General features: G+C 33.3%; 13 protein-coding genes. 7 read left to right on the top strand and 6 right to left on the bottom strand.

Going from position 1 to position 17,010, the window contains the following annotated elements:
- Window positions 1–85 precede the first annotated feature (85 nt).
- The gene (locus QZN45_RS07755) at window positions 86–430 is read left to right on the top strand and encodes a hypothetical protein (RefSeq protein ID WP_296812286.1); all 345 of its coding nucleotides are present in this window, start codon (window positions 86–88) and stop codon (window positions 428–430) included.
- 33 nt (window positions 431–463) lie between these two features.
- On the opposite strand, the gene QZN45_RS07760 is transcribed toward QZN45_RS07755, so the two are convergent.
- The gene (locus tag QZN45_RS07760) at window positions 464–1,141 is read right to left on the bottom strand and encodes a DsbA family protein (RefSeq protein WP_296812287.1); all 678 of its coding nucleotides are present in this window, start codon (window positions 1,139–1,141) and stop codon (window positions 464–466) included.
- A gap of 321 nt (window positions 1,142–1,462) precedes the next feature.
- Between QZN45_RS07760 and ileS the strand changes: the two genes are divergently transcribed.
- From ileS to QZN45_RS07780, 4 genes are read left to right on the top strand one after another with little or no spacing between them, the layout of a single operon-like run.
- On the top strand, window positions 1,463–4,699 hold the full coding sequence (gene ileS, locus QZN45_RS07765) for an isoleucine--tRNA ligase (RefSeq protein ID WP_296812289.1): 3,237 nt from the start codon (window positions 1,463–1,465) through the stop codon (window positions 4,697–4,699).
- 9 nt (window positions 4,700–4,708) lie between these two features.
- On the top strand, window positions 4,709–6,850 hold the full coding sequence (gene purL, locus QZN45_RS07770; protein WP_292607746.1) for a phosphoribosylformylglycinamidine synthase subunit PurL: 2,142 nt from the start codon (window positions 4,709–4,711) through the stop codon (window positions 6,848–6,850).
- A gap of 21 nt (window positions 6,851–6,871) precedes the next feature.
- The gene (gene glp, locus QZN45_RS07775) at window positions 6,872–8,089 is read left to right on the top strand and encodes a gephyrin-like molybdotransferase Glp (protein WP_296812290.1); all 1,218 of its coding nucleotides are present in this window, start codon (window positions 6,872–6,874) and stop codon (window positions 8,087–8,089) included.
- Between the two features lie 16 nt (window positions 8,090–8,105).
- Complete coding sequence (locus tag QZN45_RS07780) at window positions 8,106–9,236, top strand: site-2 protease family protein (RefSeq protein ID WP_296812292.1); 1,131 nt, start codon at window positions 8,106–8,108, stop codon at window positions 9,234–9,236.
- Window positions 9,237–9,779: 543 nt separating this feature from the next.
- Here the strand turns inward: QZN45_RS07780 and QZN45_RS07785 are convergent.
- Entirely contained in the window at window positions 9,780–10,193 is a 414-nt protein-coding gene (locus tag QZN45_RS07785; RefSeq protein WP_292607738.1) for a ferritin family protein, read from the bottom strand.
- Between the two features lie 55 nt (window positions 10,194–10,248).
- A complete protein-coding gene (locus QZN45_RS07790) occupies window positions 10,249–11,475 on the bottom strand; it encodes an FprA family A-type flavoprotein (protein ID WP_292607736.1) in 1,227 nt (408 codons plus the stop codon).
- A gap of 293 nt (window positions 11,476–11,768) precedes the next feature.
- On the opposite strand from QZN45_RS07790, the gene QZN45_RS07795 reads away from it, so the two are divergent.
- Together QZN45_RS07795 and QZN45_RS07800 are read left to right on the top strand one after the other, a co-directional pair.
- Entirely contained in the window at window positions 11,769–12,809 is a 1,041-nt protein-coding gene (locus QZN45_RS07795; RefSeq protein ID WP_296812294.1) for a tyrosine-type recombinase/integrase, read from the top strand.
- A gap of 348 nt (window positions 12,810–13,157) precedes the next feature.
- A complete protein-coding gene (locus QZN45_RS07800) occupies window positions 13,158–13,715 on the top strand; it encodes a hypothetical protein (protein ID WP_296812296.1) in 558 nt (185 codons plus the stop codon).
- A 59-nt stretch (window positions 13,716–13,774) separates the two neighbouring features.
- Here QZN45_RS07800 and QZN45_RS07805 read toward each other — a convergent pair whose 3' ends face one another.
- The 3 genes from QZN45_RS07805 to QZN45_RS07815 all read right to left on the bottom strand — a co-directional run bounded on the left by QZN45_RS07805 (window position 13,775) and on the right by QZN45_RS07815 (window position 16,979).
- Window positions 13,775–14,470, bottom strand: coding sequence for a hypothetical protein (locus QZN45_RS07805; protein ID WP_296812298.1), 696 nt, complete (start codon window positions 14,468–14,470; stop codon window positions 13,775–13,777).
- A 1-nt stretch (window position 14,471) separates the two neighbouring features.
- Window positions 14,472–15,362: a hypothetical protein gene (locus QZN45_RS07810; RefSeq protein ID WP_296812300.1), complete on the bottom strand. Its 891-nt coding sequence runs from the start codon at window positions 15,360–15,362 to the stop codon at window positions 14,472–14,474.
- 189 nt (window positions 15,363–15,551) lie between these two features.
- The gene (locus tag QZN45_RS07815; RefSeq protein ID WP_296812302.1) at window positions 15,552–16,979 is read right to left on the bottom strand and encodes an NUMOD3 domain-containing DNA-binding protein; all 1,428 of its coding nucleotides are present in this window, start codon (window positions 16,977–16,979) and stop codon (window positions 15,552–15,554) included.
- Window positions 16,980–17,010 lie beyond the last annotated feature (31 nt).

Genomic DNA, 17,010 nt, shown 5'->3' on the forward strand with positions numbered 1-17,010 from the left:
CTGGTTCAACGGGGATAGCCTGATAAAATACTTAAATTAACCATTATTAAGTGAAAAAAATTCAGGAATCCCCATCCTCTATAGGATGGGGTGGTTCAAGGAATGTGATAATGGTATTGAGTTTAGTATTTTGAATTCTGCTGTTGCTATAATTAATGTTCCTGATTTGGATAAGGACATTGCTCAGTTTGTTAAGGGGGTTGTGTTGATGTTGTGTGATAAGTTTGTTGTGGACGAATCTCTGAATATGACTATTTCAAATTTGGTTGGTGGTAATATGAAGATAGTTGAGGATTATGCTCAAAGGAAAGTTGATGAATCAAAAAGAAGATTTGTTATTAATTTAGATAAGGAAGGATATGGAATTGAAGATATTGCAAGGATTGCTGATGTCAGTTTGGATTTTGTTAATCAAACATTATCTAAATAATTAGTTCTTTTTTTAAATTTTCACGTGATTTTTTCACAATGTTCCAAAGCCATAGGTTTTGGATTTAATATTGCCCTCAACAAAATCTTTAAGGGCAACTTCAAACTCTTCGGCTGAAAATGCTCCGGGAATAATTAGTTTTTCTTCCTTTTTATTTAAAATAAAGCATGGTGTTGATGTAATTCCATTTGAAATGGCCTCATCCATATCAAGGAAAACTTCTATGTTGTAGTAATTATTTTCAAGTATTTTTCGGGCTTCGCTTTCATCCAATCCGCATGAAACGGCAATATCTGCTAAAATGTTTATATCGGCAATATTTTCGTTTTCAACCAAATTGGAGTAAAATATTTTATCTACAATGTCTAAAGTTATTTCAGGATGGTTGATTTGCACAAATTTTGTTAATCTGAGAGCATCCTTTGAGCTTGTAAGCTTAATATCTTTGAAATTGATTTTCAATCCGTCATCAAGTCCAATCTTTTCAATTTCTGAAATTCTCTTTGATGCTTCCTCATCAGACAGATTATATTTTTCTGCATATCTTTCTGTAATGCTTATGGTAGGCCTTTTTCCCGCTTCAGGCTCAAGTTCGAAAGGTTTCATTTCCCATTCGACATCCAAATCGAGACTTTTGCAAGCTTTCTTAATTCTTTCAAGTCCAATATAGGAATACGGACAGTTGAAATCAATCAAATAAATAATTCTCATTTTTTATCATCTTTTTTCTTAGATTTGCTTTTTTTAGAAACCTTGTATAATTTAATGAAATTATCAATAGTTCTAATAATCGTATTGTATTTTCTATAAAATCCCATGTTATTAGTTAGGTTATTATTTTATATCAACTTTATTTTTTTTAACATAATATTGCTTGATTTTCACAAAACTTCAGTTCAACTTTATGATTTAGCCTTTAATTTATTTTTAAATCTTTTAGATTTTTAAAATATTCAATAATTACAATAACCTTTATTTATTATCTAAAACAAAAAGATACATATTATAAACTATTACTTTTGAGGAGTTAAAATGCCAATAAAAGAGGCAGATAAATCATACGATCACGATAAAATAGAAAAGAAAGTTCAAAAATTCTGGAAACAGGAAGAAACTTTCAAAAAAGTCAATGAACTTAGAGAAAAAGGTCCTAGATATTCATTTTTGGATGGACCTCCATATTGTAGCGGTAAAATACACTTAGGTACAGCCTGGAACAAGGTTATTAAGGATTCATACCTCAGATACAAATCTATGAATGGATTTAGCTTAAGGCGTCAGGCTGGATGGGATATGCACGGTCTTCCAATTGAAAATAAGGTAGAGCACCTGATGGATATTCAATCAAAGCAGGAAATTGAAGAAATAGGCATCGATAAATTTGTTGACAAATGTAGGGAATTTGCTCTTGAAAACAAGGTGGCAATGGAACAGCAATTCGACCAGTTGGGTGTTTGGATGGATTGGGATGACCCATACATGACACTTGACCCTAAATATATGGAATCTTCATGGTGGACACTTAAAAGAGCAAATGAACAGAATTTGCTTGTAAACGATCAAAGGGTTATCAGCTGGTGTCCTCACTGTGGAACTGCACTTGCTGCAGCAGAGATTGAATATGAGGAAAAAGTTGACCCGTCAATCTATATTAAATTCCCTGTAACCGGTGAAAAGGACACTTATTTTTTAGTTTGGACAACTACTCCATGGACACTTCCTGCAAACCTTGCAATCTGTGCAAATCCTGAATTTGATTATGTTTATGTTTCAAAAGATGGCGAAACCTACATTTTAGCTGAAAATCTGATGGAAGATGTTTTAGGAAAACGCATTAAAATCCATAGAACCAAAATACCTGCTGAAAATGAGGATGGGGAAGACCAAATCATTGAAGAAAAAGAAGTGATGTATGAAATCATCAAAACAGTCAAAGGCCAAGACCTGATTGGCATGGCTTATGATTATATTTTGGCTGATGAAATCCCAAAACAAATGGAATTTGACTCACAAATAGAAAAAGTACATACAATCCTTCCTGGAGACCATGTAGAACTTGGTGAAGGTACTGGTTTGGTTCACACAGCACCAGGACACGGTCCGGACGATTTTGAAGTAGGTCAAGCCAATGGACTTCCGATTTTCTGCCCTGTTGGTGAAGACGGATGTTTCACAGATGATGCTGGAAAATATGCAAGTAAATTCACAAAAGAAGAAAACCAACATATTATTGAAGATTTACAGGATAAAAACTTGATGTATCGTGTCGAAACTATTGAACACAGATACGGGGTATGCTGGAGATGTAAAACCCCTATCATTTATCGTGCTACCAAACAGTGGTTCTTGAAAGTAACAGAAATAAAACAGAAAATGTTGGATGAAATTGCAGAAGTTGAATGGGTACCTAAATGGGCTGGAGAAGGCAGATTCCATGATTGGGTAGACAACGCCCGTGACTGGACAATTTCTAGACAAAGATACTGGGGTATTCCAATTCCTATATGGGAATGTCCTGATTGTGGAGAACTGAAAGTAATCGGTTCTCTTGATGAGTTAAAATCAGAATCATTAAATGAAATCAATGTAAGTGATGCAGATCTTATCCACAGGCCATATGTTGATGAAGTTGAAGTAAAATGTGACGGCTGTGGAAAAGCTATCAAAAGAATCCCTGATGTGCTGGACGTTTGGATTGATTCCGGTGTAGCGGGATGGGCATCCCTATACTATCCTGAAGAAAAAGATAAATTCGAAGATTGGTTCCCATATGACTTCATTACAGAAGGTCATGACCAAACAAGAGGATGGTTCTACTCACAACTTGGAACTGGAGTAATTTCAATGGGTAAAAGTCCATACCAAAAAGTATTGATGCACGGATTCGTATTGGATGAAAATGGAAACAAAATGTCCAAGTCATTAGGAAATGTCGTATCTCCCGAAGAAGTAATAGAAAAATATGGTGCGGATGTTTTAAGATTCTACTTATTATGGGCTTCAAAACCATGGGATGACTTGAAATTCGTATGGGAAGAAATCCTAAACATCAACAAGATGTTCAACATCTTATGGAATGTTTATGTATTTTCAACAACTTACATGTCACTTGATAACTTCAATCCGATTGGATTAACCGAAGACAACATGATTTTAAGATTAGAAGATAAATGGATTATCTCAAAGGCAAACACTCTTGTAAAAGAAGTTGCTCAGGATCTTGATGACTTATTCTTCCATAAGGCAACAAGAAAAATCAATAATTTCATACTTGAAGATTTAAGCCGCTGGTATGTAAGGCTTATTCGTGGAAGAACATGGGTTGAAAGTGACGATCCGGATAAGTTAGGTGCATATTACAGTTTATACACAGCCCTTGTTAAATTAATTGAGGTATTGTGTCCAATAGCACCGCATGTGTGTGAAGAAATCTATGAAAATCTTGTAAAAGGAGTAAATCCTGAAGCTCCCGAAAGCATTCACATGCTTGACTGGGGATATGATGACGATGCAATAGATGTGGAGCTTGAAGCTAAAATGGATGTTGTGCGTGAAGTAATCGAAGCATCCATCAAAGCACGTGACATGGCACAATATAAACTCAGATGGCCTGTATCCGACATTACTGTCGTATCTCAAGATGAAAATGTTTTGAATGCTATTGAAGAGTTAAAAGACATTATTAAAGATCAATCCAATACAAAAGATGTTTTATGCGCCAGCGAGTTTGAAAAGTTATCATTTAATGCAAAACCAAACCTTAAGATTTTAGGTCCTAAACTTAAAGGAGACATGGGAAAAGTGGTTAAAGGTTTAAAGACAGCTGACGGTAATCAAATCAAAGCAGATTTGGATGCAAACGGCAGCGTTACTATTGAAGGAATTGAATTGTCTTCTGAAGAAGTTTTATTCGATTCAGAACTTCCGGATGATTTCGTTTCATCTGAATTTGATGGTGGAAATGTATTTGTAAACACAAATATCACTCCAGAAATCAAACAGGAAGCAATGGCTCGTGAACTTATAAGAAGGGTTCAGGACATGAGGAAGGAATTGGATCTAGATGTTGAAGCAAACATTAATGTCACTGTTGAAACATCTGAAGAATTTAAAGATTTAATAGTACCGCAATCCGAATTTATTTCTCACGAAATCAGAGCTAAAAGTTTAATTATTTCTGATACTGAGCAATGCAGTACTGATTCTGATGATTTTACAAAAGAATGGGATATTGAAGGAGAAAAAGTTATTATTTCAATTAAAAATTAGGGTGTTATCATGACTTTAGCTGATTCAGAAATTGAATACATTGAAGGAATTCTCGGAAGGAAAATGAATGAATTGGAAGAAGGAATGCTTGATGTAATGTTTTCAGAACATTGTTCCTACAAAAGCAGCAGACCTTTCCTAAGAGCATTTCCAACTGAAGGGGAAAATATTATTTTAGGTCCTGGAGACGATGCAGGACTAGTATCTGTAACTGATAAATATGCATTGGCTGTAGGAATGGAATCTCACAACCACCCATCAGCTATTGAGCCATATGGTGGTGCAGGTACCGGTATTGGTGGAATTTTAAGAGACATTATCTCAATGGGCGCAATGCCTATTGCACTTTTGGATTCACTTAGATTCGGTCCTCTTGAAGAGGATGAAAAATCAAGATACCTGTTTGAACATGTTGTAAAGGGTATTTCCGATTACGGAAACCGTGTAGGTGTTCCGACTGTAGCCGGTGAAATAGAATTCGATGAATCATTCAGAACAAATCCATTGGTTAACGTAATGTGTGTGGGACTTGTTGAAAAGGAAAATATTGTCCGTGCACAGGCACCAAACCATGGCGATGTATTCCTTTTGATGGGGGGAACCACAGGTCGTGACGGAATTCATGGCGTAACATTCGCATCTGAAGAATTGACTTCTGACTCAGAAACTGAAGACAGGCCTGCAGTACAGGTTGCAGATCCATTTACCAAAAAAAGAGTATTGGAAGCTTCACTTGAAATAATGGAAAAAATTAAAGTTAGTGGAGTTAAGGATTTAGGTGGTGGAGGTCTTACCTGCTGTATTTCAGAACTTGTAGATGCATCTGAAAACGGAGCATTGGTGGATTTACGTGCAATTCCTTTAAGGGAAACCGGAATGACTCCATATGAAATCATGCTTTCCGAGTCCCAGGAGAGGATGGTATTTGTCATCAATCCAGATGATGTTAAACTCGCTCAAGAAATTTGTGATAAACATGAAATCGTATCAGCAGTGATTGGTGAGGTTATTGAAGGAAATAACATGATTATTTCAGATGAAGGTGAAGAAATTGCTAACCTTCCAACAATTTTGCTTGCTGATCCGCCTTCAATCGACAGGCCTATAGCAGAAATTCCGGAAGATACTCAAAAACCTGACTTAAAAGAACCTGGAATTTATGAATCCCTGCCAAAATTATTGTCCAGTCCGAATATCGCTTCAAAAGAATGGGTCTACAAGCAATATGACCACGAAGTTCAAGTCAGGACAGTAGTAAAACCTGGCGATGATGCGGCAGTATTAAGAATAGATGATGAAACAGCTATTGCACTTACAACAGATTCCAATACAATCCATACCAAACTTTCTCCATTCGATGGAGCTGGCGGATGTGTTGCAGAAGCAATAAGAAATGTAATTTCAATGGGTGCAACCCCTTATGCCGTAGTGGATTGTCTTAACTTTGGAAATCCTGAAACTCCTGAAATCCTATGGCAATTTAAAACAGCTATTGAAGGAATGAGTCTTGTGGCTGAAAACTTCAATGCACCAGTAATCAGCGGTAATGTAAGTTTTTACAATGAAACTGAAGGAATTAAAATCAATCCAACTCCTGCTGTTGGTGTAATCGGTGTAGAAAATATCAAAAACATAAGAACCATGGACTTTAAAAATGAAGGAGACAAAATTATTTTAATCGGAAAAACCTATGATGAATTGACCGGTTCAGAATATCACAGGTGTATCCATAATCTTGAAGTTGGAACTGCTCCAAGAATCAGAATTGATGAGGAAGTTGCCAACGGTCAATGTGTCTTAAAACTTATTGATGAGGATGAGGATAAGAATATCACTGCTGTTCACGACGTATCTGCCGGAGGACTTGCAGTGGCATTGTCTGAAATGGTTATCAAATCAGGCCTTGGATGTGAAGTCGAGCTGGTTGATGATGAACTTGATAAAATCCAATTGTTATACTCAGAAAGTCATGCAAGATACCTATTGACTGTCAGTCCTGATGCATTGGATGATATTTTGGAAAAAATGGATGTTGACGCACAAGTCATCGGTGAGGTAAAAGGAACTTCATTAAACATTAACGGCCACGAATTCAGTTTTGAAGATTTGAATGATGCATATCATGGCGTTATTGAAAAATACATGGCATAAATACTTGGGGGAGTTTTAAACATGTTCTTGTCAAAATTGGATTCCGTGAAAAATGCTTCAAAGCTATTAAACGATAATCAGAAATTCACAGCCACAGAAGAGATTTCTATTTATGATGCTCACAAAAGGGTTTTGGCTGAAGATATAAGGGCATTTCACGATTCACCTCCTTTTGATAAATCAGCAATGGATGGATTTGCATTAATTGGTGAAGATACATTTGGAGCTTCACAATCAGCACCAAAGGAATTTAAAATTATTGATGCAATCGGTGCTGGAGATTTTTCAGATAAAACAGTTAAAAATGGCGAAGCTATTGTAATAGCAACCGGAGCTCCAATTCCAAATGGGGCTGATGCCGTTTTAATGAAAGAGTACACAACCGAAGATGGGGATGATTTGACAATCTATTCTCAGGTGACTCCAGGTGAAAATGTATCTCCAAAATCCGAGGACATTGAAAAGGGTCAAAAGGTTTTGGATAAAAATACCTTTATCAGATACCAGGAATTGGGCCTGATAGCCTCTGCAGGTTATGATAGGGTTAAAGTGTTTAAAAAACCTAAAGTCAAGTTAATTATAACAGGCAATGAACTTGTTGAACCTACTAAGGATGAAATTGATAAGGCAAAAATTATCAATTCCAATCAATTTACAATTAAGGCAATGGTTGAAGATTCAGGTGCTCTTTGTGATATCGCACATGCCGGAGATACTTACGGCGAGGTAAAACAAGCCATTCTTGATGCATCAAGGGATTATGATGTTATCATGACTACTGGTGGAACAGCCATCAGTAAGGGTGATGTTGTCTTGGATGTAATTGACGAGATTGGAGAGATTCTCTTTCACGGTGTAGCTATGAGGCCAGGCAAGCCTGCAGGTGCCGGAATCGTAAATGATAAAATCGTGTTCACATTTTCAGGACAGCCTGTTGCAGCCATGTCTCAATTTGATATTTTTGCAAGAAAATACTTGTTTGAAATGCAAGGACGTGAATTTAACTTTAACATTGTCAATAGAGTATCACAACTTAAAATACCGTCTCAATTAGGTAGAACAGATTTTATACGTGCCTTCAGTGATAATGAATATGCAAAACATGTACTGAACAGAGGTTCTGGTATTATTCGTTCAATGGTTGAGGCGAACAGCTATATCATTATAGACGAAAATGATGAAGGATATCAAAAGGATGATATAGTTGATGTAGTCTTATTTGATTCACTACTTTGGTAGTTCAAGGTGTATTTTAATGAATGGGATTTATTATTATTTGATGGCCTTTGCTGTCATCTGGATATTGGCCGGAATTTTCCATAAACAATTGTCAAATCATGGAGTTGAGATAAACTTTCCAGTCTTGATGTGGAAAACCCAAAGACTTCGCGGGCTGATATCTAGAATTTCTAATTTTTCACCAACATTCTGGAGATGGTACATGAATGTTGGCATTGTCGTGGCATTCGGAGCCATGATATTTATAACATGGACATTGGTTTCATCACTGCCTTCGGTTTTTGAAACACCTGCAGTTTCCATAGTCATTCCGGGAGTTGAAATGCCCGGTTCATCAATTTATATTCCGTTCATTTATGGTTTGATAGCTCTTGCAACTGTTCTTATTGTTCATGAGTTTTCACACGGTATTCAGGCTGTCGGAGAAAAAATTCCAATCAAATCAATCGGTTTGTTGTTGTTTGCAATACTTCCGGGTGCATTTGTTGAGCCTGATGAGGATGAACTTAAAAAGGCTAAAAGAATTTCAAGATTAAGGGTTTATGCTGCAGGTTCAATAGCAAATATAACTCTGGCATTGATTGCAATAGTGCTTGTTTCTCTAATATCTGCTGGAATTCCAAGCTTTTTTGAAGAAGATGGAATAGCCATTGACAGAATAGTTTCAGATTCTCCTTCAGATGGTATTTTAAAAGAAGGAATGGTACTAAAAGCTATTGATAACCATCAGATTAATGATTCATCATCTTATGGGGAGATTATTACTGGATACAGTCCGGGTGATAATGTGTCGGTTCAAACGGATCAGGGAAGCTATTCGCTGACTTTGGATAAGAATCCAAATAACGAATCCAGAGGATTTTTCGGAATTCAGGCAACTAAGCATTTCAAGCTAATAAATGATAGTTTAGGTCCAATACCATGGGTATTATTTGAGCTTCTTGAATTGTTCCAATGGATTTTCATGTTGAACTTGGGAATTGGTCTATTTAATCTGCTTCCGCTCAAGCCTTTGGATGGCGGACACATGCTTGAGATATTGTTAAGCTATAAATTACCTGAAGATAAGTGTAAACCGCTTGTCAATGCATTATCTCTTGTTATGGCAATGATTATTGTATTCAGTATTGTTGCAGGATTTTTATAAAAATTGCTCTCAGTTCGTAAAATTGTTCTCAAAAAAAACTGCTTATTTTAAATATAATTAGAATCTAAAAGATTATTGGAGAAATAATTTAATTTTTTTCTCTAGTTAGTGAAAACTAATTATTAAAAAATCCAGTCAAAAGTTGTGGGATTTCTATCCTACAACTTTTTTTTTTAAAAAACAGGCAGGACTGGTGGAAGGTATTTACTCATTTTCAATCCTCCTTTTTACAGTTTAAAGGAGGTGGTATAATGGATGTATATATTAATATTAATTTTACATTAATAATTATTTTTTTAGTATATCTGTTATACTACATGCTAAAAAACGAGTAATAAGGTAATGAATCAATGATTAGTAAGGTTTTAGAGAATTTTATTCTCGCCGCCTGTTTTTCCTTGCTATAGATTCATTACCAAATTCTATTAAACAAGGTTGTTCAATAAAATTAATTATAATTATCTTTTTATTATTTATAAATCTTTTGAAAAAACAGTATTTTATAAAAAAAGAAATAAGGAAAGAATAATTAAATTCTTTCACTTAGAAGTATCTTTCTAAGATTCCTTCTAAGATTTTGTAGTGACGACCTTCGTCTTTGGAACTTTCACGGAAGAAATCAGCAGCAGTTTCGATTCCAGCTTCTTCAGCTTTTTCGGAAGCTTCTCTTTTTTCTGCGTTAGCCATTTTTTCTCCACCCATCATCCATTCGATGTTTTCTTTGAGGGTAGGTTTGATGATTCCGTTCATTTCACAGAATCTTGCAGCGTGTTCAGCTTCTTCCCATGCTAATCTTTTGAATACTTCAGCTAATTCCCCATAGCCTTCTCTGGAAGCTTGTCTGGACATAGCTAAGTAAATACCCACTTCGTTGGTTTCTCCTTCAAAGTTTCCTGCTACAAATTTTTCTACAGGTGTTCCTTTAGTAATTCCAATTTCATGTTCGTATTTTACCATAAATATCAATCTCCGTTATGTATATTATTTTTTACATTTTATATAATTTACGAATTTATAACTCTTTACATGCTTTAGCTAATGCAACACCCAAGTCATAGCTTGCAGCGTCTTCTTCAGCAGTTGGAACGAAAGTAATTTCTTGACTGTCAATTACATCGAATCCGTAGTTGTTTAATTCTTCAGCAAGCATTGCAGGTGTTCCACCTTTTCCACCCATTGAACCGAAGGTAACTGCTTTTCTTACAATTCCGGTTCTGTTAAAGAGTAATCCTTTGAGGTAGTACATGATGTCTCCGATACTTGGGTATGGAACATCGTTGATTGTAGGGTCACCGACAGCAATTCCTTTACTGGTTAGGATACTTTTGACAATTTCGGATCTTTCATCTTCGTGTAAGAAGAAGATTTCTACATCGTAACCTTCAGACATTGCACCTTCTGCAATTTCATGAGCCATTTGTTGGGTTGAGTAGTGCATGGTATCGTAGATGATTGTGATTTTATCTTCACATACACCGGTAGCCCAGTTTTGGTAAGCTCCGATAATTTGCATTGGATCAGTCCAGATTTGACCGTGAGATGGTGCAATCATTTTGATTGAGTCGAGTAAGCCTAATTCCACTACTTCGTTTAATTTTTTAAGTACTAATTTGGAAAGTGGTGTAATTAAGTTTGCATAGAATTTTTGAGCTGCATCCATTAAGACGTATTCTGGGATTTCATCAGAGAATCTTTGGGTGAAACATAAGTGTTGTCCGAATGCGTCGTTAGGGAATAGGATTCCGGTTTCATCTGCAAGCAAGGTGAACATGCTGTCCGGCCAGTGTAAGAGGAATGCATCGAGGAATGCTAAGGTTCTTCCACCAACATCTAAGGAGTCACCGGTTCCTACAGTGATGAATTCAGCGCCTTCAAGTGCAGGGTAGTGTTTTAACAATCCATTTACTGCAATTTTGGTACAGTAAATAGGTGCTTCAGGGAATCTTTTGTGTAAGTCCACTAATACTCCGGAGTGGTCTTTTTCCACGTGGTTTTGAATTATGTAGTCAACTTTGACTTCTCTTCCTTCTTGAGCAAAAGCATCATCTATACGTGCCATCATTTCTTTTGTTTTTCCAGGATAAGCATTATCAATGATTGCTACTTCATCTTCACCGAATACAATGTATGCATTGTAGGTGGTTCCGTCTAAGGTGTAACCGTGGTAGGTTCTTAAGTCCCAATCGAGTACACCAATCCAGTATACTCCATCAGCTATTTTTTGTGCATTTGCTTTCATAATTTCAACCTTTTATTAAAGTTTTTTATTCATGGATAGTGTTATCTATGAATTAATATTATTATCTAATTTGTTATTATATATAATTTTGTTTTATACGAACTGTTTCAAAAGTTCAGATACTTATTAGTAATCAAGTGCTCTCTCTCAAGATATTATATCTATGAAAAATAGAAGTGATAAGTATGATGAATGACGAGCTATTAAAAAATTTTTCAATAAGTTGTAACCATGCCCAGGGTACATTCTTTAGTTACGAGCTTTCGCTAAGGAAGTACTGTGAGTATTTTGGTATGAGCCTTAAAGAACTTCTTGATGAGGCTGAAGAAGATGAGAACAATGGAGTAAAATGGAAACATAGTCGATTAAAAGCAAAATTAGTCGAATATAGGCATTACATGTATCAGCATTATGCTCCAGGTACAGTTAGAAAAGAAATGAACTGTATTAAGTATTTTTACAAATTTTATGACATAGAGATATTGTCATTGCCTAAGATTAATGAGAAAAGCATTCAAAAGCCTGCTCCAATATATTTCAAGGATTTGCCGGATAAGGCTGTAATTAGAGAAGCTTTTCAAATAGCATCTCCTCTTATGAAAGCTATAATATTGTTTTCCTGTTCCAGCGGATGTGCCAGAACAGAAACATTGAGTCTGACAATTGGAGATTACATTGAGGCATTATCCGAATATCTGCCAAGAAGAGATATGGATATCTTTAAGGTAATTGATTATCTCAATGATGTCGATGATGTGGTTCCGACCTTCAGCATCCTGAGGAAAAAGACAAACAAGTATTACCTCACATACTGCAGTCCCGAAGCTGTAAAGGCCATCAATGCATATCTTCTGCTTCGTGATAAACCGTTGACTGAGAAAAGTCCACTGTTTAGGATCAGCAGGACATATATGGTGCAATCATTTGAAATGATCAATGACACTTTAGGTCTCGGTAGGGTTGGAAAGTATCGAAGGCTTAGAAGCCACATGCTTCGAAAGTTTCATGCATCAGCACTGTATAATAGTGGAATGAGTTTGGACAAGGTAAATGATTTGCAGGGAAAGGCCAAAAACAAAACAGATGCAGCATATTTCATGACAAACCCTGACGATTTGAAATTTGAATATATAAAGCATCTGCCAGCAGTAACAATCAACACTGATGTTGAAAAGCTATCTATCAAATCACCTCAGTTCATTCAAATGGAAAAGGAAAACGAATCCTTAAAATCAGAAGTAGGCAACATGAGAAATGAAATTGAGGAGATGAGAGGTCTGAAGAAAGAACTTTTAGGCATCATTAACCAGGTTAGTGAAGGCAAATTGATATAAAGTAATGATAGAATTTGGCATTTGTTGAATGTTGTCATTAATATAATATTAAATGAAACATTTGCAGAAAAAAAAGATTTATTAATGATTATATCTTCATAATAGGGTTCTATTTTTATAGGAATTAGATCATTAATAAGTCTTATTTTTTCCAATAACTTAATTTAAAACTTTTTTATCTTAATTTTAAATTTGTTATTATCAAATTTTTAAGGTTGTATAATGAAGAGTATAATTTTATAGTGTTGGACTTCTAAATGTTACAATAGTATCAAATGAAATATAAATCTTATATTTGGAGATTTTAAAAAAAGATTTACAATAAATTAAGTTATTGGAGGAAAAACAATGTATGATAAAAAAGAGATTATAATAGAAATAAATGACATGTCTAAATATGATAAAATTAGTAACATTATAAACAGGTATTGTATGTTACAGAGTGGCGGACCTAAGGATTTAGATATTCCTGGAAGAGGTAATGGTGATTATAGGCCTGAATTTGGAATTTATAAATTCAATGAAGGACATGATGTCAATGATTTAATCAAAGATTTAAAAATGTTATGTAAATATGTTACTTTTAAAGACATAGATTCAAAAAAGATACTTCAATATATTGGAACACTTATAATCAGTTTTGTGAATATTAAATATCTAAAACCTGGTACTTTAAAAAAACTTGATGAAATAAAAGTATTAAAAACAGAATTTGGTTATTGTAAAGGAAATAAACCTTTTATGAGGCCTATGGAAACAAGCCACTTAATAAATTCAGGATATTCTGAATTAATATATTTAATTAGTGATTCAATTGATAATATTATTGATTTGGAATTGTTAGTTGAAAATAAAGTATTAGAAATTGATCCTAATTTTAAAGTTGAATTTAGACTATTTGACTAATATTGTTACTTATATCTAGCTCATATTGAAATTTACATAAATTTAATAAAATTAAAATATTAATTAAAGTAATTTGGATGAGTTACATGAACATGTTGATTAAGTACTTGTTGGATTAAATCATATTTTTCTAAGATATCTTTATCAAATGTAATAAAATAGATGATCTTATTTAATGAAATCTGTAAACAATAAGATTCATCAAGTAATTGTGCATCAGGATTGTGAATTTTAATTGAGTTAAGTTGATCAATTTTATTAGCATTTTCTATGAATGTGATGCAGTAATACTTATTTAAAATTCTTGTTAATTTATCTAAACTTTTTCTGGATGTTGATTTTATTGTGTTGGATAGATCTGTATCATCATGCCTTAGAAGTAAATCATCAATTTCTGTTTCATGCATTCTGAAAAATTCAGATATTAAATTAATAAATCTATTCCTTTTCATATTTTCAGGATATTTATTATCACCATATTGGCTTATAAAGTTATTTTTTATAGTTCTATGGTGCCTTTGCATATTTAATGGGTTAATACTATTGTTTAAGGAATATTCTTTTATAAAATCAACTATTTTTAAAGAAATTCTCCTAATACTTTCTATTTTCTCTTTTGATTCTAAACAAGCAGTATTACTGATGTGTCTTTGATAATTTTTTGATAAATATAATTCACTTTCTTCAAAACTATTATCATTTGGTAGAACCATAGCTAGTATAATATTTGTATCTAAAAAATGTAGATTATCCAATTTATCCCCTCAAATATCCGCCAATAGTTGCATTAACCATTTTACGTTCAGCTGGAGTATAATCGGTTTTTGGTAATTCATCTAAATGAACGAGATTTTTTGTTTCATCAATAGTAATTGATAATTCTTTTAAACTACCTAAATAGTCTCTATTCCATGATGGTTCTTTATAATTATAGTAGTCATCTTTATTTTCGACTCTAACTCCTTTAGCGAAGGTTTTCCAAAGTTCTTTTATCGGATCTCTTAAAAAATTCCAACATATGTAGAAGTTATTCTCCTCATAAATATAATCTAGATTTGTAATAAATTTAGAAAAAATATTATTGTATTCTGTATAATATGAATCGCATGGTAATTTTGCTTCACATCTAAACATATTTTTAATGAATTCCTCATTATCAAATTGTTCAGCAGATCTTGAATCATGTGCAATGTCAAAAACATTAAATTTAAATGGATACATTATGTCAAATGGAGCATAATCCTTATATATGTCTCTTTTAATATTTTTATAGAATTTTTGACTATTTTTAAGTAAATCTTTTGTAATTGGTTCTATTTCAGGGTATTTAGAAATAAAATCAACATCATTGAATTCATTTAGACAATCATCTTTTAAGATTACTTGGCCGAAGGAGGTAAGCTCAAATTTTTCATGGAAAAAGTTAAATGAATCGGAGATGGGTTGTGAAAAAGGACCATAAAAATACCAGTAGTAAGGAAGCTGAGAGTATAATTCATGATTGTTCCCTAAAACTTTTTTAATTTTAAAGATTAATTTAATCATTAAAGTTCTGGAAATGCCCATATTTCTAACTTTTAGTTCATATAAAAGGTATTTCATTAAATTATCAATATTTGATGAATCTTTTTGAACTTCTATAAACATTAAAACCCTCCTTTAATTTATTATTTTCTTTTAATATTATTTAAATTTTGATTAATGCAAGTATGTATATGTTATGTATAAATATAATATAAAGTTTTTCAGAGAGCATTTGAAAAGTAATCTTTCACTAAAATAGGAAATATTAATTTAATTTTATCCATTCTAATCTTCTTTTTTTCACTTCAATTTCTAATTTTTCAATTGAATTTCTTTTAATAGTTTTCTTTTATTATTTTCATCTTTGTAATTATATTCATAATAAATCCTGCCGGTTTTCTTTTCTGTAATTTTTGACACGTGATAATATCCAGAAGTATTTTTATTTTTACTCATTTTCATTTTTGCTTCATTGCTATGATTTTTACCCCACATGGGATTGTCTTTACCAAATCTACTTACTCTATACATAGGGTTATTTTTACCACTAGTTTTTTCTTTTAATTTTTCCTTAGTTTCCTTAGAAAGTTTTATTCCTTTTTTTGATTCACTCATTTTTCGTTTACTTTCTTCAGAGTGCTTTTTTCCAAAAAATGGATTATTTTCACCTGATCTATCTGCTCCAAACATTGGATGATTTTCTCCAGAATGTGCTTTGGAACGAACAATATTGACATATTCCTTATATTCTTCCTCATTCATCAATTTTTTAAGTCTTCTGCTGATTGTTTTTTTACTTGCTTTGAAATCCTCATTTGAAATCATTTCTGCAATTTTACCCATGCTATATCCGTCTTTAGCAAGTTCAAGAATTTTCTCTTCATCATAATTGTCGTTAAAATTGGGATTTTTAGAACCTTTTGAAATATTTAACTTATTTTGATATTTATATTCTGAATATTCATCATCACTCATAATTGAAGTTAATTTATAAATTATTGTGGTGTTGGTAGTACCATATTCTTCTGCAAGTTCCATAGGGGATTTTCCAGCTTTAGCTTTTTTATAAAGTTCATCAAAATCAATGTCTACAAAACGACTGATTTTAGCGGCGTTATATATTTTTGAAGTATCGTATTTGCGAAGATAATGTTTAGCTATGTTGAATCGATTTAATTTTTGAGATGCACTGGCTGATTTTTTGTCCATAACTTTCCAAATCAATCCATTCTCTTTAACCTTTTCTTCTAATTTCAGTAAATTCACTGATGAGAGTTCTTTTACTTTACCATTTTTTCTATATTGATATACCCATACATATCCTTGAATAGTTTGTCGTGTTTTCATATATACACTATAATATCCGCTTTTGTTTTTTGCACTGCTCATGGCAAATTTTTGTTCAAGGGGCAGTTCTGGAGTATAATAGTTAGAACTCCCTCCGGACTGAAAATTGAATCCTTTATCCTTGTTTAAAGCATCATAGACTCTGATGTATAATTTTTCAAATCTATCAAGATATATTATCTTGCATGCTTTTATCAATTCAAACTCAAAGTTTTCTTCACCATATTTATTAAATGCATTCTGTAAATGGGAGTTGTCATGTGAATTGTTTCTTAACTGAGTTCTATGTTGGCGAAACAGTCTATCGTAAACATCAATGGACTGGCCGATATAGATTTTGTTAGTGGGTTTGCAGGTGATTTTGTATATACCGGATATTTTCTTATTTTTCATTTATATCAAATCAGAAATCAATTTTTTTATT

Origin of the sequence: uncultured Methanobrevibacter sp. (genome assembly GCF_900314695.1) — an archaeon.
In the GTDB taxonomy this organism is placed as follows: domain Archaea; phylum Methanobacteriota; class Methanobacteria; order Methanobacteriales; family Methanobacteriaceae; genus Methanocatella.